This window comes from Rhizobium sp. S163, from assembly GCF_030380805.1.
Lineage (GTDB): Bacteria > Pseudomonadota > Alphaproteobacteria > Rhizobiales > Rhizobiaceae > Rhizobium.
Genome location: NZ_JAUDSA010000018.1, coordinates 190646 through 208661, shown reverse-complemented (window position 1 = coordinate 208661; position 18016 = coordinate 190646). Strand labels below are relative to the sequence as shown.

Here is an 18016-nt window from a genome sequence, read left to right as displayed (position 1 = left end):
CACCTACCTCCTGAACCGAGCCCACAGCCCGATCATAGCCGATAAACCTACGCGCTCAACCCGCCGAACAGCGTCGGCATGTCGAGTGGGCGGAAGCCGTAGTGGGTCATCCAGCGGACGTCGGCGTTGAAGAAGTCGCGCAGGTCGGGCATGCCGTATTTCAGCATGGCGATGCGGTCGAGGCCCATGCCCCAGGCGAAGCCCTGGTATTCGTCGGGATCGAGACCACCCGCGCGCAGCACGTTCGGGTGCACCATGCCGCAGCCCAGAATCTCCATCCAGTCGGTGCCTTCGCCGAACTTGACGATCGGGCCGGAGCGGTCGCACTGGATGTCGACCTCGAAGGACGGTTCCGTGAAGGGGAAGAAGGACGGGCGGAAGCGCATGGTGACGCTGTCGACCTCGAAGAAGGTCTTGCAGAACTCTTCCAGCACCCAGCGGATGTTGGCGACGTTCGCCTTCTTGTCGACGACGAGGCCCTCGACCTGGTGGAACATCGGCGAGTGCGTCGCGTCGCTATCCTGGCGATAGGTCTTGCCGGGGATGATGATGCGGATCGGCGGCTTCTGCGCTTCCATGGTGCGCACCTGCACCGGCGAGGTGTGCGTGCGCAGCACCTTGCGCTCGCCGTTCTCATCCGGATTGAAGAAGAAGGTGTCGTGCATCTCGCGGGCCGGGTGGCCCTCGGGGAAGTTCAGCGCCGTGAAGTTATAGTAATCGGTCTCGACATCGGGACCTTCGGCGATCGAGAAGCCCATGTCGGCGAAGATCGCGGTGATCTCGTCGACGATCTGGCTGATCGGGTGGATGCGGCCGCGCTCGGCGGGCGAGGAGCGGACCGGCAGCGAGACGTCGACGGTCTCGGCCTTCAGGCGCGCATCGATCGCCGCCTTCTTGAGATCAGCCTTGCGGGCGTTGATCGCATCGGTCACGACCGTCTTCAGCGCGTTGATCGCCGCACCGCGGGTCTGGCGCTCTTCAGGGGTCATCGCGCCCAGCGTCTTCAGGAGTTCGGAGACCGACCCCTTCTTGCCAAGGGCCGCGACGCGCACGGCTTCGATCGCCGGTTCATCGGCGGCGGCCGCGACATCGGACAGGAGTTGCTTTTCCAGGGTTGCGAGTTCGGTCATCTTTTCCTGCCTTCAGGGCGTCCAGTCTTTGAGGGACACTTCACGAAACATGCTTCAGATAGCTGGTCGCCACGATGAAACGTCGCAGATCACTACCCATGTGTACGCGGCCAATCAACCGGGCAGCCGACAAAAAGCCGCCGAGGAAGCCGGTAAGCTTGCGCAGTTCGGCAACGGCTGCCGGTGGCGCCACCTCGGCCCAGGCCTTGTAGGCCCGGTCGTGGGTTTCGCCGCCAAGCTTGGCGCGGGTCGCGACCTGCAAAAAGAGCAGCCAGATATCGCGCGCCTGGGCGACCTCCAGCGGCATCACCCGGTCGGGCTCTTCCTCGAAATCCATGAAGCCGACGCGGCCGTCCTTCAGGAACATGTCGCGCGGATAAGGCCTGCCGTGGCAAAGGCCCTTTGCATGCAGCCTTCCGAGTTCGCCGGCGCAATGGACGAGCATGTTGTCGTGGGCGACCGGATCGTTGTTCAGCACGTGATAGAGCTGGCGATCGACGGTATCGCCGGCATCGCTGAAGACGACGGCGGCGCCCGAGGAGTAGATGACGCGGGCCGTCGGCACGTCCTGGGCTGAAAACTGGGCGATGCGGCGGATTTCGCGCGCCGCCATGCCCTCGTCTGCCAGAAGCGGCGACGGACGTAAAAAGGGCGCGCGGATGAGATTGGCGAGCATGCGCTGCAGCACCATCCAGCGCGAGGCGCGCTCGGTGCCGTAGCGCTTGATCCAGACCGCACCGCTGGAGAGCGCAACACGCTCGACGCGCTTGGAGCCGCGCAGCAATGCCGCGAGCAGAACGGGAACGTCCTCCTCGCCCAACCCGCTTTCGGCAAGCAGGTCGCGATCCGTCGTCGGGTGTCTCAGATCGTTGGCCAAATCTTGATCGTTCGCCACTTCAGGCGTCCCTATCCCGGTAAAACGAAGAAACCCGCGCAAGCCTTGCCAGCGCGGGTTTCAAATCATCGAAGCGAAGGTTCGAATAGCGCCGGCTTAGTTGACGGCTGCTTCAAACTCGTTCTTCGTGCCAGCGTCCTTCAGGTACTCGAGTGCCTTCTTGGAGGCAGCAACGAGCGCACCGAATGCTTCCGGCTCATGGATCGCCATGTCGGAGAGAACCTTACGGTCAACTTCGATGCCAGCCTTGTTCAGGCCGTCGATGAAGCGGCCGTAGGTCAGGCCGAATTCGCGGACAGCAGCGTTGATACGCTGGATCCAGAGTGCGCGGAAGTTACGCTTGTTAATCTTGCGGTCGCGGTAAGCGTACTGCTTCGAACGATCGACAGCAGCCTTGGCGGCGCGGATGGTGTTCTTGCGGCGGCCGTAGAAGCCCTTGGCCTGCTTCAGAACCTTCTTGTGCTTGGCGTGGGCGGTAACGCCTCTCTTTACACGTGCCATTTCATGATCTCCTTAATCTATACGTTCGCGGAATAGTCTTAGAGACCGTTCGGCAGGTAATTCTTCACGACCTTGCGGCCATCCGGTTCTGCCAGAACCATGGTGCCACGTGCATCGCGAATGAACTTGTTGGAACGCTTGATCATGCCATGGCGCTTGCCAGCGGCTGCAGCCTTGACCTTGCCGGTCGCGGTGATCTTGAACCGCTTCTTGGCGGAGGACTTCGTCTTCATCTTGGGCATTTTGCTACTCCGTTTCTGATCCCCCCACTTGGCCTAAAGAGACGGCTTCAAAAGAAGTCCTCTCGCGATGCCCGGTCGCCCGGTCGTCGCAACAAGTGCGGGAGCGTTTGTTGTTGATCTGCGGTCACGGTGACGAACCGTGCCGCAAGCATTCGAAACTGCCACGGCATGCCCTGCCGGTCAGTTCGGACGCGCGCTTATAACCGCAGTGTCATGAAAGTGCAACGGGGCGAGGAAGGAATCTTGCCGGGCCGCTTCGGCCCCCGCCCTTCGGGCGCCGATCGCCCTTTGTACCAGGGCAGAAATACAAAAGCCGCCCTCGCGGACGGCTTTGATACGAACGGTGGCGACGCGCCTTATTTGGGCGCGAGCACCATCATCATCTGGCGACCTTCGAGCTTGGGCTCGGCTTCGACCTTGGCGAACTCCAGCGTGTCGGCCTTGACCTGCTGCAGGAGCTTCATGCCGAGTTCCTGGTGGGCCATTTCGCGGCCGCGGAACTTCAGGGTCACCTTGACCTTGTCGCCTTCTTCGAAGAAGCGGCCCATCGCCTTCATCTTCACGTCATAGTCATGCGTGTCGATATTCGGACGCATCTTGATTTCTTTGACTTCGACGATTTTCTGCTTCTTGCGCGCCTCGGCGGCCTTCTTCTGGTTGGAGTATTTCAGCTTACCCAGATCGAGGATCTTGCACACAGGCGGTTCGGCGTTCGGGGAAATCTCAACGAGGTCGAGTCCGGCTTCTTCAGCCATTCTCAGGGCCTGGTCGGTCGCCACGACGCCCAAATTCTGTCCTTCAGCGTCGATCAGCTGAACTTTGGGAATGCGAATTTCCCTGTTCGAGCGCGGCCCATCCTTTACGGGCGCGTCGTTCTTAAACGGTCTGCGAATGGTCGTATTCTCCTCGCGTTGTTTCGGATTGCTGCAGCGGATCGCCTCTATATAAGGAAGACGACCGTGTTTCGCCATCGCTGCAACGAAGTCATTAGCACGCTTTAGCGGAAAAATCACCTGCTGTCAGCCTGTCAAGAATCTGTTTTATAGGCCGAAACAAAGGAGTTTCGCCATGTCCGACGCCAATATCGCCCCTCAGCACCAATTTCTGACCGTCGGCGAGGGAGCGGCAGCGCGAGAGATCGCCTACATCGCCCGCCCCGCCGCTAGCGGCAAAACAGGCCCGACGCTGGTCTGGCTATCCGGATACCGGTCGGACATGAGCGGCAGCAAAGCCGTCGAGCTCGATCGCATGGCTGAAGAGACCGGGCTTGCCTGCATCCGCCTCGATTATTCCGGCCACGGGCTCTCCGACGGCGAATTCCGCGACGGCACGATTTCGCGCTGGCTCGAAGAGGCGATGGCCGTCGTCCTTCACCTCAATCCCGAACGCATCGTGGTCGTGGGATCCTCGATGGGCGGCTGGATCGCGCTCCGGCTGGCGCAGGAACTGGCGGCCAGAACCGGTGCGCCGAAACTCGAGGGTATGGTGCTGATCGCGCCGGCGCCGGATTTCACCGAAGTGCTGATCGAGCCGAACCTCACCGAGAAAGAGAAGACATCGCTCGCCGAGCGCGGCTTCTTCGAGGAGCATTCGGAATATAGCCCGGAGCCCAATATCTATACCCGCGCGCTGATCGAGGACGGCCGCGACAACCGGGTCCTGACCGGGATGATCGAGACCGGATGCCCGGTTCACATCCTGCAGGGCATGAAGGATCCTGACGTTCCCTATACGCATGCGATGACCCTGATCGAGCACCTTCCCGCCGACGATGTAGTGCTGACATTTATTCGTGATGGCAACCACCGCCTGTCGCGTCCACAAGACATCGAGCGCATGCTTGCGGCGGTCAAGTCGTTCGTCAGCTAAGCCGTTGATGGCGCACCCGCGTCGCGCCTGCCGAAAAATCTGAATTTATTTCAATGCGTTGGCGACATTTCGCTGCGCGCAATGAGCGCGCGCGGCGCCACGCCTTGTGCCAAATCCTAACGCATTTTAACCATATTGACCGCTTCTCACCCCCTCCTCAGAAGTAGTGATTGACTCCAAGCGGCCCTCTCCGTTAACTTTTTGTTAATAAATCAAGGGCGATGCAAGGGACAGTGGGCGTGCGGATCAAGGGTTTCCTGGTGGCCATGATGGCCATGTTTGCAATGTCGACCTCGGCTACGCCGGCATCGACCAACACTCTTTCCATGGTCGTCGGCGCCACGACGTCGCAGCCGATCGGCCACTACGAGTTTTGCCAGTCGCATCGCGAAGAATGCGGCCCGAACCGCAACGTCGCCGCCATGGAAATGACCGACGCCAAGTGGGCTCTCGTCCGTTCGGTCAACGCAAGCGTCAACACCACGATCATCCCGATGACCGACATGGAAGTCTACGGCAAGGAAGAAGTCTGGGCCTACCCGACGACCGCCGGCGACTGCGAGGACTATGCGCTCCTGAAGCGCCGCATCCTGATCCAGCGCGGCTTCTCCGCCGCCAACCTGCTGATGACCGTCGTGCGCAAGCCTGACGGCGAGGGTCACGCGATCCTGACGCTGCGCACCACCAAGGGCGATTTCGTCCTCGACAACCTGGCCTCCACCGTGAAGCCCTGGTTCGACACCCCCTATTCCTTCATCAAGCGCCAATCGAGCGCCAATGCCGGCCGCTGGGTCACCATCGAGAATGGCCGCGACGTTCTGGTCGGCGCGCTGAAGTAGGACTGTAGAAGGCCGCTGCTCGCTTCTTGCGCGGGGCGACCTCTTTTCCGGTGTTTCATCTACGCTCGCCCTCATCCCTGTGCTCGTCACAGGGATCCAGCGCATTCACGTCCGTGAATGCGGAAGACTCTCTAGCCGCTTATGAAGTGCATCATTCATGGCGCAGACGCGCCGTGGCTGGATTCCTGTGACAGGCACAGGAATGAGGGCGGAGAGGGACGGCGAACGCCTGCCGCCATCACACCCCTCACCCACTCCCGATCAATATCCCCGCGCCCAGCACCAGTCCGCCGCCGACGACCACCTGGAAGGCGGCGCGCAGGAATGGGGTTTCCATGAAACGGTTCTGGATGAAGGCGATGGCCCAGAGTTCGAAGATGGCGATGATGACCGCCAGCGTGGTGGCCGTCCAGAAATCGGAGATCAGGTAGGGCAGCGTGTGGCCGAGGCCGCCGAGCGCCGTCATGACGCCGCAGGAGAGGCCGCGCTTGATGGGGGAACCGCGGCCGGAGATCTTGCCGTCGTCATGGGCGGCCTCGGTAAAGCCCATCGAGATGCCAGCGCCGACGGAGGCCGAGAGGCCGACGAGGAAGGTCTGCCAAGTATCCTGCGTCGCAAAGGCCGCGGCGAAGATCGGCGCGAGCGTCGAGACGGAGCCATCCATCAGTCCGGCGAGGCCGGGCTGCACATAGGTCAGCACGAACTGGCGGCGGTTCTTCTGGTCCTCTTCCTTGCGCACGTCCTCGGGCGTGTGCTTGTCGCCGAGCATGCGGGTGATGTCCTCATGCCCCTGCTCTGCCAGCGCCAAATCGCCGAGCAATTGCCGCGTCGAGGCGTCGCTGACGCGGCCGGCGGCCTCTATGTAGAAACGGTAGGCCTGGTTCTCCATGGCTTCCGCTTCCTGGCGGATTTTCTCAAGCGACAGGTTGGCACGCAGCCAGTCCGGTTTGCGCTCGTAGAAGCCCTCGACATGCTCGCGGCGGATCAGCGTGATGCGCTCGCCGAAGCGCTGACGGTAAAGCGTGATAAGCGAGTTGCGGTGGGTGTTTTCGACTTCCGCCATCTCCTCGAAAACCTTGGCCGAAGCCGGATAATCATTGCGCAGGCGGTCGGCATAGGCGAAATAGATGCGCGCGTCGTCCTCCTCGGAGCCAATGGCGAGCGCCAGGATCTCCTGCTCGGACAGGCTGTCGAAAGAACGCTTGGGTGATCTGAAAATACGTTTGAGCATGCTGGCCTCTTTTAGAATAATTCTAAAATAGGCCTCGCACATGCGGCGGTCAAGCCCGCGGAGCGGCCGCTTGCGGGTGATGTGCATGTTCCGCCGAGCGGCCATGTCTAGCGAAAGCGAAAAACAGCTCCCCGCAGTAACCGCAAGCACATCCATAAACTAGCTTTATGTATTTTATGCACGTCCAGGTATATTTCACCTTCTTTATTTACAAAAATAGCCTAAAAATCAGCTGAAAAGCTGGTTGAAATTTGCAACTCTCGGGTTGAGATATTTAAAAACCTCGGCATAGTGTTCAGATAAATTTAATGAAATGAACGGGAACTATCAAAGTGCCAGATCCGGTGGATATTATTGTCGGCCAGAATGTCAGGACGTTGCGCGCCAAGCGACGCATCTCCCAGCTGGAACTTGGAGAGGCGCTCGGGCTGACGTTTCAGCAGATCCAGAAGTATGAAAAGGGCACCAACCGCGTTTCGGCGAGCAAGCTGCACCAGATCGCGGTTTTTCTCGGCGTCGATATCTCGGCGCTGTTCGAAGGTGCGGATACGACGTCGCGGCCGGGCCTCAGCGCCGAGGCCTACGAGCTTGCCGTGACCTACGACAAGCTGCGCTCGACCGCCGGCAAGGAAGCCGTCATGACCATCGTGACGCTGATGTCGGGTGAGGACGTCTACGCCTGAGATTTCGGCGAGACGTGACCGCGCGAGCGGTCAGTGAAAATCGCAGTCGTGCAGAGCGACCAGCAGCTGATCCTGCGTCTGATGACCGGCATGATAGAGATCGATCGCGATATTGGCGATCGACAGGCCCTGCTGGCTCAAGAGCTTGATATTGCGCTCGGCGCACCAGGTGTACAGCGCGCCCGCGAGTACATCGACATCATCAGCATGCATGGACAAAGCGGCTACCGTCATGGAAGTTGCTCTCGGTGTGTGAGTGTGTGTGTATTCCCCTTCGAGCATATTGAATATATTCGCGATCGCTGCAAAGCGGCTTTCATTGCTTGCGTTAACGCGAATATTGCGGCTGCCACACCCTGTCCCGGAATGAGGCGCCTGCGCGGTTGCACTCTACCTGCACGTTATTCCGACGCGACCCGGAACCCGTCCTGATGGAAGGTGCAGGCGGCGATCGCGTCGAGCATCGCCTGGAAACGCGGGTGGCCGCGCACCGCGTCGAGGTCGGAATCATTGCTGAACCAGAGGATCTGGTAGCAGGATGATTGCGGCAGCAGCGCCTCGAGGATATCGAGCGCCTTGTCGCATTCGCCGATCAGCGCGTGGACGCAGGCGACGTTGTACTGCGCGACGATATCATCGGGATCGATCAGCTGGGCGCGCTTGACCCATTCGCGCGCCTCGTCGAAGCGGCCCATATGGGCGAGCGCCAGCGCGCCGCGATGCGCGGGGCCGGCGTTTTCGGGATGCAGTTCCAGCGCCCGCTCGGCGCGCTCCAGCCCGACGCTCGCCCAGTGCTCGCTCTCGCGCGACAGCCCCAGCGAGCGGCAGGCGCTCGTCAGGTGGATCGGCGAGAGATAATCGTCCGGCCGGATTTCGCTGGCGCGGGTGAAGAAGGTGATGGCGCCCTCGAACTTGCCCTGCATGAACAGGAAGCGGCCGTAGTGGAAGTTTGCCTCGTAGAGATCGGGCTCCAGCGCCAGCGCCTTTTCGAACTCCACCAGCGCCTCGGCGTCGCGGCCGTCCTGATGCAGCGCCAGGCCGCGAGAGGCGTGGGCCTCGGCGAGATTGGGGTCGAGCGCCAGCGCCTTGGCGGTGAGCTCCAGAATGCCCTTCAGCGTGTATTCGCCGGCGTGCCAGTCGCGCAGCGTCGATTCGCAATCGGCGATGCCGGCATAGGCCTGGGCGTAGTTGGGGTCGAGCGCCACCGCGGTCGCAAACATGCGGCGCGCCATCAGCAGATAGTGGCGTGTCCAGGAGTGCGAGAACTGCCGGCCGCGCAGATAATAGGTGTAGGCCTCGACATTGGTGGTCGGCGCGGCGGCGATCGCTTCCTGCTCTTCCGGCAGCAGCTTGATCTTCAATTGGTCGACGATCGCATGGGTGATCTCATCCTGCACGGCGAAGATATCGGTCAGGTCGCGGTCGAAACGGTCGGCCCAGAGATGGGCGCCGTTGCGCGCGTCGATCAGCTGGCCGGTGATGCGCACCCGCTGGCCCGCCTTGCGCACGCTGCCCTGCAGCACGAAGTGGACGCCGAGCTCGGCTGCCGCCTGCTTCACCTGCACCGACTTGCCCTTGTAGGTGAAGGCGGTGTTGCGGGCGACGACGTAGAGATTGGAGATCTTCGAGAGATCGGTGATGATGTCCTCGGTGATGCCGTCGGAGAAATATTCCTGCTCGGGATCGCCGCTCATGTTGGAGAAGGGCAACACCGCGACCAACGGCTTCTGCTTCTCCTTGGCCGCCGCCAGTGCCGCCGCATTGACCTTCAGCGGCAGAGCGCGCTTTGCCGAGATGGCGTAGACCTGCACGGGCTGCTCGATGTTTTTCAGCGTGAAGAGGCCGAGATCCTGGAAAGACAGATCGAGCCGGCTGCCGACGTGATCGCGGGCGGACGCCGAGATCGCCACGCCGCCGGGCGCGCAGATCGCCTCCAGCCGGGCCGCGACATTGACGCCATCGCCGAAGATGTCGTTGTCCTCGACGATCACGTCGCCGAGATGGATGCCCATGCGGAACTCGATGCGCCGCTCTTCGGGAAGCGCCGTGTTGCGCGCCGCCATCGCCTGCTGCACGTCGTTGGCGCAGGAGACCGCGTTGACGATGCTGGAGAACTCCACGAGCATGCCATCGCCCGTGTGCTTGACCACACGGCCGCGGGCATTGGCGATCCTGGGATCGATGACCTCGCCGCGGCAGAGCTTGACCGCATCCAAGGTCCCCCGCTCATCGGCACCCATCATTCGGCTGTAGCCGACAATATCCACTGCGAGAATAGCTGCGAGACGGCGTTCCAAATCAACCTCGGGACAGGCTACCTAAGGGAATGCAAGTCTAGAACCTTTTCGAGGCCCAATACAGAACGAATGTAACATATCTAATAAAGGGACTAGCAATAGAATTGTCGAGTCTCTCCAGTCGCAAAATATATGTTTATCCCTATGCAAAAATAGAAAAGCCCGGTTGCGAACAACCGGGCCCCTGAATTTTTACTGAAAGTCTTCGATCAGCCCTCGAAGAATTCCTTCATGCGGGCGAAGAAGCCGGTCGATTCCGGATTGTTCTCCTTCGACGACAGCTCCTCGAATTCCTGCAGCAGCTCGCGCTGGCGCTTGGAGAGCTTCTGCGGGGTCTCGATCTGGATCTGGATGTAGAGATCGCCGGTCTGGCTGGAGCGCAGCACCGGCATGCCCTTGCCCTTCAGGCGGAACTGCTTGCCGGCCTGCGTGCCCTCGGGAACCGTGACGCGCGACTTGGTACCGTCGAGTGTCGCCACATCGAAGGTGCCGCCAAGGGCAGCCGTCGTCATCGAGATCGGGATGGCGCAGTAGAGATCGGCTCCATCGCGCTGGTAGAACTCGTGCGGCTTGACCGACAGGAAGATATAGAGATCGCCCGCCGGGCCGCCACGCATGCCGGCCTCGCCCTCGCCCTGCAGGCGGATGCGGGTGCCGTCCTCGATGCCCGAGGGTATATTGACCGAGAGCGAACGCTCTTCCGTCACGCGGCCCTGGCCGTGGCACTTGGTGCAGGGATCGGGAATGATCTGGCCGCGGCCATGGCAGGTCGGGCAGGTGCGCTCGACGGAGAAGAAGCCCTGGGCGGCGCGCACGCGACCGGAGCCCTGGCAGGTGCCGCAGGTCTTCGGCTGGGTGCCGGGCTTGGCGCCGGAGCCGGAACAGACGTCGCAGGTGATCGAGGTCGGAACCCTGATCTGCGCCGTCTTGCCGGAGAAGGATTCCTCCAGCGAAATTTCCATGTTGTAGCGAAGATCGGCGCCGCGTTCGCGACCGCCGGACGAGCGCTGCCTTGCGCGGCCGCCGCCCATCATCTCGCCGAAAATGTCCTCGAAGATATCGGAGAAGCCGCCGCCGGCAAAACCGCCGCCACCGCCGCCCATGCCGCCATGTTCGAAGGCCGCGTGACCGTAGCGGTCATAGGCCGCGCGCTTCTGCGGGTCCTTCAGCGTCTCGTAGGCTTCGTTGATTTCCTTGAACTTCTGCTCGGCGGTATGATCATCGGGATTCTTGTCCGGATGGTATTTCATCGCCAGCTTGCGGAAAGCGCTCTTCAGCTCTTTTTCGTCAGCCGTCTTGGCGACACCCAGCGTTTCGTAAAAATCGGCTTTTGCCATTAAGGATCAGACCCCGGAAATGGATTTCCGGCTGCCATGGTGAGCAGCCGGAATGTCAGTTTCAAACGTGACCGTTGCGAGCCGCTTACGCCGACTTCTTGCGGTCGTCGTCCTTGACTTCTTCGTAGTCGGCATCGACGACATTGTCATCGCCGGCTTCGGCGGAAGCGTCTTCCGCGCCACCTTCAGCCTGCTGCGCTTCGTAGATCGCCTGACCGAGCTTCATGGACACTTCCATGAGGGTCTGGGTCTTCGCCTTGATGTCCTCGGCGTCCGGCTCGGTTGCCTCGACGGAGGTCTTCAGAGCGGCGATCGCGTCGGAGATCGCGGTGCGATCGGCTTCGGTGACCTTGTCGCCGTAATCTTTCAGCGACTTCTCGCTGGAGTGGATCAGGCTTTCGGCCTGGTTCTTGGCTTCAACGCCTTCGCGGCGCTTCTTGTCGGCTTCAGCATTGGCTTCGGCGTCCTTGACCATCTTTTCGATGTCGGCGTCGGAGAGACCACCAGAGGCCTGGATGCGGATCTGCTGTTCCTTGCCGGTGCCCTTGTCCTTGGCCGAAACCTGCACGATGCCGTTGGCGTCGATATCGAAGGTGACTTCGATCTGCGGAACGCCACGCGGTGCCGGCGGCAGGCCAACGAGGTCGAACTGGCCGAGCAGCTTGTTGTCCTGGGCCATTTCGCGCTCGCCCTGCGAAACGCGGATGGTGACGGCGGACTGGTTGTCGTCGGCGGTCGAGAAGGTCTGCGACTTCTTCGTCGGGATCGTGGTGTTACGCTCGATCAGACGGGTGAAGACGCCACCCAACGTTTCGATGCCGAGAGACAGCGGGGTTACGTCGAGAAGCAGAACGTCCTTGACGTCGCCCTGGAGAACGCCGGCCTGGATGGCTGCGCCGAGAGCGACGACTTCATCCGGGTTTACGCCCTTGTGCGGCTCCTTGCCGAACAGCTGCTTGACGACTTCCTGCACCTTCGGCATGCGGCTCATGCCACCGACCAGAACGACTTCGTCGATCTCGGCAGGGGTTACGCCGGCATCCTTGAGGGCTGCCTTGCACGGCGCGATGGTGCGCTGGACGAGATCGTCGACCAGGCTTTCCAGCTTGGCACGGGTCAGCTTCAGCGTCAGGTGCTTCGGACCGGTTGCATCGGCCGTGATGAACGGCAGGTTGATTTCGGTCTGCTGCGACGAAGACAGTTCGATCTTGGCCTTTTCAGCAGCTTCCTTGAGGCGCTGCAGAGCAAGCTTGTCGCCCTTCAGGTCGATGCCGTTGTCCTTCTTGAACTCGGCAACGAGGTATTCGACGAGACGCATGTCGAAGTCTTCACCGCCGAGGAAGGTATCGCCGTTGGTGGACTTCACTTCGAAGACGCCGTCGCCGATCTCGAGGATCGAGATATCGAAGGTACCGCCACCCAAGTCGTAAACGGCGATGGTCTTGCCGTCCTTCTTGTCGAGACCGTAGGCAAGGGCTGCCGCCGTCGGCTCGTTGATGATGCGCAGAACTTCGAGACCAGCGATACGGCCGGCATCCTTGGTTGCCTGGCGCTGTGCGTCGTTGAAGTATGCGGGAACGGTGATGACGGCCTTTTCGACCTTTTCACCGAGGTAGGATTCAGCGGTTTCCTTCATCTTCTGAAGGATCATCGCGGAGATCTGGGCAGGCGAATAGCCGGTGCCGCGGGCCTTGACCCATGCGTCGCCGTTGTCGCCCTTGGTGATCTCGAAGGGAACGAGGCCCTTGTCCTTTTCAACCGTCGGATCGTCGTAGCGGCGGCCGATGAGGCGCTTCACTGCGAACAGCGTGTCCGTGGGGTTGGTGACTGCCTGGCGCTTGGCCGGCTGACCGACGAGGCGCTCGCCATCTTCGGAAAATGCAACGATCGAAGGCGTGGTGCGCGCACCTTCGGCGTTCTCGATGACCTTTGCGTCCTTGCCGTCCATGACAGCGACGCAGGAATTTGTCGTTCCAAGGTCGATACCAATTACTTTTGCCATGTCATTTACTCCTTGAAGCAAGCTGTCTGAACCCCGGGAAGGCATTTCGATGACAGCCCCTTACGGGATGGGTCTCTACGTTTGACGCAATCGTGATTGCGGTGATGCGGCGTATATAAGGACGGGTTTTCGCGACTGCAAGGCGGGAAATGTCCTGAAAACCAGCAAAAGAAGCCAACAGCAATTAATTTTCGCCGCGCGCCCGAAGGCACGTTTTTTGTTGCGCGGCAAAGCGTTTACTCGCCCATGATCAGGTCGAGAAGCGTGGTGCGGCGCGGCTGGTACGGCTGGTGCTGCGGACCACCCCCGACATCGCCCGGCGGCAGCGCATTTCCATAGCCGTAACCGTCGTCCTGAGCGACATCCGCGGGCGGTACCGGACCACCATAAACCGGAGGCTGCTGCTGGCCGCCACGGCGCACCGGCGCCTGCGGATACTGGCTCCGCTGGTCGTTGCCGCCGCCACCGAAGACGCCCGAAATGATGCTGCCGATGGTGCCCTGCTCCTCGACGGGCGGCTGCATGCCGCCGGTCGATCCAGTCATGTTGCCATTCATGTCGTTGGGCATGTCGTTGGGCATTCCGCCCTGCATGTTCGGATCGTTCGACGCCATCGGCTGGCCGTTATCGATGGGTGCCGCCGGATTGACGAACTGGCCGTTGCCGAAGAGCGGCGCCGGCGACAGGCCCTTGTGGGCGGCGACCATGAATTCCTGCCAGGCCTTGGCCGGAAGACCACCACCGGTGACCTTCTTCATCGGCTTGCCGTCGTCATTGCCGAACCAGACGCCCGTGGTCAGATTGCTGGTGAAGCCGACGAAGAGAGCGTCGCGGGAGTTCTGCGTCGTTCCGCTCTTGCCGGCGACCTGCCAGCCGGGGATCTTCGCGGCCTTGCCCGTTCCCTGCTCGACGACGCCGATCATCATCGCGTTCATGTTGGCGGCGACCGCCTCGGAGAGAACGCGCGGCGGGTTGTCATAGGTGTTTTCGTAAAGAACCTTGCTGCCGTCTGCCGTGGTCACGCGGCGGATGACATGCGGCGTCGCCTTGTAGCCGCCATTCATGAAGGCGGCGTAGGCGCCGGTCAGCTCCGTCAGCGACACTTCCGAGGTGCCGAGCGCGATCGAGGCGTTGGACTGCAGCTCGCTCTCGATGCCGAGGCGGTGGGCGAGCTTGATGACCTGATCGGGGCCGTCATACATGACCAGCTGGGCGGCGACCGTGTTCAGCGATTTCGCAAGCGCTGTCGCCAGCGTCACCTCGCCATTGTACTTCTTCTCGTAATTCTCAGGCGTCCAGTCGCCGATGCGGATCGGCGCGTCGTTGAAGACGGAGAACGGCGTCAGACCCTTTTCGAGCGCCGCCGCATAGACGAAGGGCTTGAAGGAGGAGCCCGGCTGGCGCTTGGCCTTGACCGCGCGGTTGAACTGGCTGTCGGCATAATCGCGGCCGCCGACAAGCGCGCGGATCGCGCCGGTGCCGTCGACCGAGACGAGGGCCGCCTGCGAGGCATCGAGCTTGGCGCCGTCCTTGCCGAGCACGTCGTTCAACGACTGTTCGGCGCGCTTTTCCAGCGTCTTGTCGATGGTGGTGTCGACGACGATGTCTTCCTTGACGTCGCCGATCAGTGCCGGAAGCTCGTCCATGACCATGTCGGCCACATAATGGCCGGCGCCATCCCAGTAGCGCTTGGCCTTGGCGGGTGTCTGCGACATCGCGGTCTTGACCTCGTCGTCGGAGATCATGCCCTGGTCGCGCATGGCCTGCAGCACCACCTGGGCGCGGTCGTTTGCGGCCTGCGGATCGCGCGCCGGCGACAGACGCGACGGCGCCTTCACGAGACCGGCAAGAAGTGCGGCCTCGCCGAGGTTCACATCGCGCGCCGACTTGTTGAAATAGCGCCGCGAGGCGGCTTCCACACCATAGGCGTTGGAGCCGAAGAAGACGCGGTTCAAGTACATCGCAAGGATCTGGTCCTTGGTGTATTTCTGCTCCAGCCAGAACGAGAGCAGCACTTCCTGGACTTTACGCTCTAAAGTGCGGTCGGGCGAGAGGAAGAGGTTCTTGGCGAGCTGCTGCGTCAGCGTCGAGCCGCCCTGCACCATGTGGCCCGAGGTCAGGTTGGTGACGAAGGCGCGGGCGAGGCCGAGCGGATCGACGCCATAATGCGAATAGAAACGCCGGTCCTCGATGGCGACGATCGCTTCGGGGATATACGGCGACATGTCTTCCAGCGCCAAGGCTTCGCCGCCGGTGGCGCCGCGATTGGCGATCACGCTGCCGTCGACCGAGGTGATCTTGACGTTGGGCGGACGGGCGGGGATTTCCCAGCTGCTGGCGCTCGGCATGCGCGAGCCGTAATAGACGACCAGGCCGGTGACCCCGATGCCGACCCATATACCGAGCACGATGCACCAGTAGACCATGCGCCGAATGAGGCCGAAGAAGCCGAGGCCCTCGCGCTCCGGCCGCCGGCGCTTGCCCCTGCCATCATTACCACCACCACCATTGCGGCGGCGCGTCGGCTCGCGGTAGCGCGGCTCGTCGTCGTAATCGTCTTCATAGCGGGCGGAATCGGGTTCGCGCCTTGCAGGCGGTTCGCGGCGTGGGGAGGACTTCTGCGCGGTGCGCTTGACGGGGCGTCCGCCGCCGGCGACCCGGTCATCGGCGCCGAGCGCGAAATCATCGCCATCGTCGCGGCGCTCGCGGCCGCTGAAGGATGGTTCGATTCTATCGCCTGATCTGCCCCTGCCTGCCATATACGCCCGCTGAACCTCGCTTCAATCGCAAACCGAGGTTTGCCCCAACGCAACCGCATCACGCCGGTCGCACCTTTACCCGGTTGAACTTTAAATGCGGCGATTTAAGGGGGAGTTAAGACCTCGTTAGCCAAAGGCAAAAGCTTTTGAGCGCAGCATTTTTCGGTTTCAGCCGCCCCTCCCCGGCTGCCGCAATAATGCCTTTGTTGGTTCAGCTCCCGTTCACCCGAACGGCCCTCTAATCCACGTGCAAGGGACTTGCATAAGGAATGAGGTGCAGAGATGCGCAAGACAATTATCGCGATCGCGATCGCACTGACCGGGCTTGGCGCCACGGTTGCCGAAGCCATGCCGATGGGCGCCGTTCAGAGCGGCGTCACCAACAATGTCGTCAAGGTCGACTACGCCTGCGGCCGTGGCTTCCACGTCACACCCTGGGGCGATTGCCGCCCGAACTGGCGCCGCCCGCCGCCGCCGCGCTACGAACGCCGCTACCACCGCGACTACGGCTGGGGTCACCGCCCGCCGCCGCGCTACGGCTGGCGCTATGAGCGCGGCCATCGCCCGCCGCCATGGGCACGCGATGGCTACGGCTATCGCTACTGAGCGACAAACGATCGCAACGACCACTCGAAAGGCCCGCCCATCGCGGGCCTTTTTTTCGTATGCATGCGCACGGCGAGCCATTTTGTCTCAACATGGCTGCCATTCGTTGCCTTTGTCACAAATCTGACATATCTCGCGGCGATTGCGCCTATTATTCGCGCATCCAGCGCATCAAGCAGGCAGACAATGACCATCCATTCGGCAACAGCAGACGATTTCATCCCCAGAGAGATCTGGAGCGTGCATGATTTCGCGCGCCGTCATCGGCTGTCGAAGATGAAGGAGAGCCGTCTGAAGATGCTGCACGGCCCCTACGCCTCGATGCGCGACCTGATGGCATCCGGCAAAAATACAGCTTCCGGCTGGTGACGCGGAACCATTTCCTCTTTCACCCATTTCTACCCAAGCGAGGCAACACGCCTCGCGGCAGATCGGCCGTCTCCCCTCAACACGAGCCGATCGAATTCAGGCCCGGCGTCTCTCAGGAGCGTCGGGCTTTTCGTTTCTTCCCGACAAACAGAAAGGGCGACCTTTCGATCGCCCTTCTCACTCTTACTGCTGATTGTTGATCACTGCTGGTTCTGGCCGCAGTTCGGATCGCCCGGCTGGCAGACCGGCGGACGGCGGCGGTCGTGGTCGCGACGATCCGGGCCGCGATCGAAGCCTGGCTGTCCGGGTTGGCCTGGCTGACCTGGCTGGCCGGCCTGTCCTCCCTGACCGCCTTGGCCACCCTCACCACGCCGGCCGGGCTGACCCGGTTGACCTGGCATGCCTGGCTGGCCGGGCATGCCGGCGCGGCCGGACTGATCGTCAAACTGCGGCGGGCGGCCGGGACGGCCACCATTGTCCTGGCGCGGATCGGGGCCACGGCCAAAATCGGGACCGCGACCGGGGCCACGGTCGAAATTGGGCTGGCCATTGTCGAAGCCGGGACGCGGGCGATTGTTGTCGTAACCCGGGCGGTTGTAATCGTAACCAGGGCGAGGTCCGCCATTGTCATAGCCGGGACGCGGACGGCCGGGATTGTCGAAGCCCGGGCCGGGCGGCGGGCGAACGGCTGCCGGGCGGTCATAGACCGGGTTACGGCGCCAGCGGTCGCGCTGACCGTAGAAGGACCGGTCGCGGTAATAGCGATCCCAGTAATTGCCGACGCTGAAGACCACCGTCGGGATGCCGAGCGGGCGATAATATTGCGGATCGACATAGACGCGGCGCTGCTGATAGAGCGCCTGCACATAGCGGCCGGCGACCCAGCCGCGGCCATTGTAGAACTCGACATCGCACCAGGGCACATCGGCAAGGCAGCCGTGGATTTCAACGGATTCGCCGGCGGGAATGACTGTCACGGCAGGATACTGCGTGCTCGGGCCGGCGCGCATGTTGACGTTGGCGGTCGCGAACCCTTCGGCGGCCTGAGCTGCCACCGGGGCCAGCAACAAGGCTGCGACGGCGGTGATCTTCATCAATGTGGTCTTCACGCTTGCACTCCCTAGATAGAGCGGCCGAAACGCCGCCCCTTCAGAAAACTTTCCGGCTTATCGCCTTATCAAGACAACAGTGAACAGCTTCCCGGCCAAAGTTTGGCGAGAGTGATTCAACTTTTCTTTCAATGACTTATAGCATCT

The 18016-nt window shown here is 61.8% G+C and carries 17 protein-coding genes; 5 read left to right on the top strand and 12 right to left on the bottom strand.

What is annotated here, in order from left to right:
- Positions 1-47 precede the first annotated feature (47 nt).
- From pheS to infC, 5 genes are all read right to left on the bottom strand, one after another.
- Positions 48-1130 carry a phenylalanine--tRNA ligase subunit alpha gene (gene pheS / locus QTL96_RS16515; protein ID WP_289728451.1) on the bottom strand — a complete coding sequence of 361 codons (1083 nt, stop codon included), beginning with the start codon at positions 1128-1130 and terminating at the stop codon, positions 48-50.
- Between the two features lie 40 nt (positions 1131-1170).
- Positions 1171-2025 (bottom strand): serine/threonine protein phosphatase, encoded by an 855-nt coding sequence (locus QTL96_RS16510; protein WP_289728450.1) that lies wholly within the window; start codon positions 2023-2025, stop codon positions 1171-1173.
- Positions 2026-2121: 96 nt separating this feature from the next.
- Complete coding sequence (rplT, locus tag QTL96_RS16505) at positions 2122-2526, bottom strand: 50S ribosomal protein L20 (RefSeq protein ID WP_018899276.1); 405 nt, start codon at positions 2524-2526, stop codon at positions 2122-2124.
- Between the two features lie 38 nt (positions 2527-2564).
- Positions 2565-2768, bottom strand: coding sequence for a 50S ribosomal protein L35 (gene rpmI, locus QTL96_RS16500; protein ID WP_007813308.1), 204 nt, complete (start codon positions 2766-2768; stop codon positions 2565-2567).
- Positions 2769-3124: 356 nt separating this feature from the next.
- Positions 3125-3661, bottom strand: a complete 537-nt coding sequence (gene infC, locus QTL96_RS16495) for a translation initiation factor IF-3 (RefSeq protein ID WP_289729133.1) — start codon at positions 3659-3661, stop codon at positions 3125-3127.
- A 175-nt stretch (positions 3662-3836) separates the two neighbouring features.
- Here infC and QTL96_RS16490 point away from each other — a divergent pair, with 175 nt between their 5' ends.
- Both QTL96_RS16490 and QTL96_RS16485 read left to right on the top strand, forming a co-directional pair.
- A complete protein-coding gene (locus tag QTL96_RS16490) occupies positions 3837-4637 on the top strand; it encodes an alpha/beta hydrolase (protein WP_289728449.1) in 801 nt (266 codons plus the stop codon).
- A gap of 239 nt (positions 4638-4876) precedes the next feature.
- Positions 4877-5476 (top strand): transglutaminase-like cysteine peptidase, encoded by a 600-nt coding sequence (locus QTL96_RS16485; RefSeq protein ID WP_289728448.1) that lies wholly within the window; start codon positions 4877-4879, stop codon positions 5474-5476.
- Between the two features lie 247 nt (positions 5477-5723).
- Here QTL96_RS16485 and mbfA read toward each other — a convergent pair whose 3' ends face one another.
- Positions 5724-6707, bottom strand: coding sequence for an iron exporter MbfA (gene mbfA / locus QTL96_RS16480; RefSeq protein WP_289728447.1), 984 nt, complete (start codon positions 6705-6707; stop codon positions 5724-5726).
- A gap of 332 nt (positions 6708-7039) precedes the next feature.
- On the opposite strand from mbfA, the gene QTL96_RS16475 reads away from it, so the two are divergent.
- Positions 7040-7390: a helix-turn-helix transcriptional regulator gene (locus tag QTL96_RS16475; RefSeq protein WP_026283144.1), complete on the top strand. Its 351-nt coding sequence runs from the start codon at positions 7040-7042 to the stop codon at positions 7388-7390.
- A gap of 30 nt (positions 7391-7420) precedes the next feature.
- Here the strand turns inward: QTL96_RS16475 and QTL96_RS16470 are convergent, their stop codons facing one another.
- The 5 genes from QTL96_RS16470 to QTL96_RS16450 form a co-directional block, all read right to left on the bottom strand.
- Positions 7421-7624: a hypothetical protein gene (locus tag QTL96_RS16470; RefSeq protein ID WP_113009516.1), complete on the bottom strand. Its 204-nt coding sequence runs from the start codon at positions 7622-7624 to the stop codon at positions 7421-7423.
- Between the two features lie 167 nt (positions 7625-7791).
- A complete protein-coding gene (locus tag QTL96_RS16465; RefSeq protein ID WP_289729132.1) occupies positions 7792-9633 on the bottom strand; it encodes a tetratricopeptide repeat protein in 1842 nt (613 codons plus the stop codon).
- Between the two features lie 263 nt (positions 9634-9896).
- Positions 9897-11024 (bottom strand): molecular chaperone DnaJ, encoded by a 1128-nt coding sequence (gene dnaJ, locus QTL96_RS16460; protein WP_289728446.1) that lies wholly within the window; start codon positions 11022-11024, stop codon positions 9897-9899.
- Positions 11025-11109: 85 nt separating this feature from the next.
- Positions 11110-13026 (bottom strand): molecular chaperone DnaK, encoded by a 1917-nt coding sequence (gene dnaK / locus QTL96_RS16455; RefSeq protein WP_018899265.1) that lies wholly within the window; start codon positions 13024-13026, stop codon positions 11110-11112.
- Between the two features lie 236 nt (positions 13027-13262).
- Positions 13263-15785: a transglycosylase domain-containing protein gene (locus tag QTL96_RS16450; protein WP_289728445.1), complete on the bottom strand. Its 2523-nt coding sequence runs from the start codon at positions 15783-15785 to the stop codon at positions 13263-13265.
- A gap of 282 nt (positions 15786-16067) precedes the next feature.
- Between QTL96_RS16450 and QTL96_RS16445 the strand changes: the two genes are divergently transcribed.
- Together QTL96_RS16445 and QTL96_RS16440 are read left to right on the top strand one after the other, a co-directional pair.
- Positions 16068-16391, top strand: coding sequence for a hypothetical protein (locus QTL96_RS16445; protein ID WP_113009513.1), 324 nt, complete (start codon positions 16068-16070; stop codon positions 16389-16391).
- Between the two features lie 186 nt (positions 16392-16577).
- A complete protein-coding gene (locus tag QTL96_RS16440) occupies positions 16578-16760 on the top strand; it encodes a hypothetical protein (protein WP_289728444.1) in 183 nt (60 codons plus the stop codon).
- A gap of 200 nt (positions 16761-16960) precedes the next feature.
- Here QTL96_RS16440 and QTL96_RS16435 read toward each other — a convergent pair whose 3' ends face one another.
- Complete coding sequence (locus tag QTL96_RS16435; protein ID WP_289728443.1) at positions 16961-17869, bottom strand: SH3 domain-containing protein; 909 nt, start codon at positions 17867-17869, stop codon at positions 16961-16963.
- Positions 17870-18016 lie beyond the last annotated feature (147 nt).

Excerpts from the sequence above, each read along its gene's own strand:
- QTL96_RS16490 (WP_289728449.1), top strand. The coding sequence starts at position 3,837 with ATGTCCGACGCCAATATCGCCCCTCAGCACCAATTTCTGACCGTCGGC.
- QTL96_RS16445 (WP_113009513.1), top strand. The coding sequence starts at position 16,068 with ATGCGCAAGACAATTATCGCGATCGCGATCGCACTGACCGGGCTTGGC.
- QTL96_RS16450 (WP_289728445.1), bottom strand. The coding sequence starts at position 15,785 with ATGGCAGGCAGGGGCAGATCAGGCGATAGAATCGAACCATCCTTCAGC.
- pheS (WP_289728451.1), bottom strand. The coding sequence starts at position 1,130 with ATGACCGAACTCGCAACCCTGGAAAAGCAACTCCTGTCCGATGTCGCG.
- QTL96_RS16465 (WP_289729132.1), bottom strand. The coding sequence starts at position 9,633 with ATGATGGGTGCCGATGAGCGGGGGACCTTGGATGCGGTCAAGCTCTGC.
- QTL96_RS16470 (WP_113009516.1), bottom strand. The coding sequence starts at position 7,624 with ATGACGGTAGCCGCTTTGTCCATGCATGCTGATGATGTCGATGTACTC.
- QTL96_RS16440 (WP_289728444.1), top strand. The coding sequence starts at position 16,578 with ATGACCATCCATTCGGCAACAGCAGACGATTTCATCCCCAGAGAGATC.
- rplT (WP_018899276.1), bottom strand. The coding sequence starts at position 2,526 with ATGGCACGTGTAAAGAGAGGCGTTACCGCCCACGCCAAGCACAAGAAG.
- dnaK (WP_018899265.1), bottom strand. The coding sequence starts at position 13,026 with ATGGCAAAAGTAATTGGTATCGACCTTGGAACGACAAATTCCTGCGTC.
- dnaJ (WP_289728446.1), bottom strand. The coding sequence starts at position 11,024 with ATGGCAAAAGCCGATTTTTACGAAACGCTGGGTGTCGCCAAGACGGCT.
- rpmI (WP_007813308.1), bottom strand. The coding sequence starts at position 2,768 with ATGCCCAAGATGAAGACGAAGTCCTCCGCCAAGAAGCGGTTCAAGATC.
- mbfA (WP_289728447.1), bottom strand. The coding sequence starts at position 6,707 with ATGCTCAAACGTATTTTCAGATCACCCAAGCGTTCTTTCGACAGCCTG.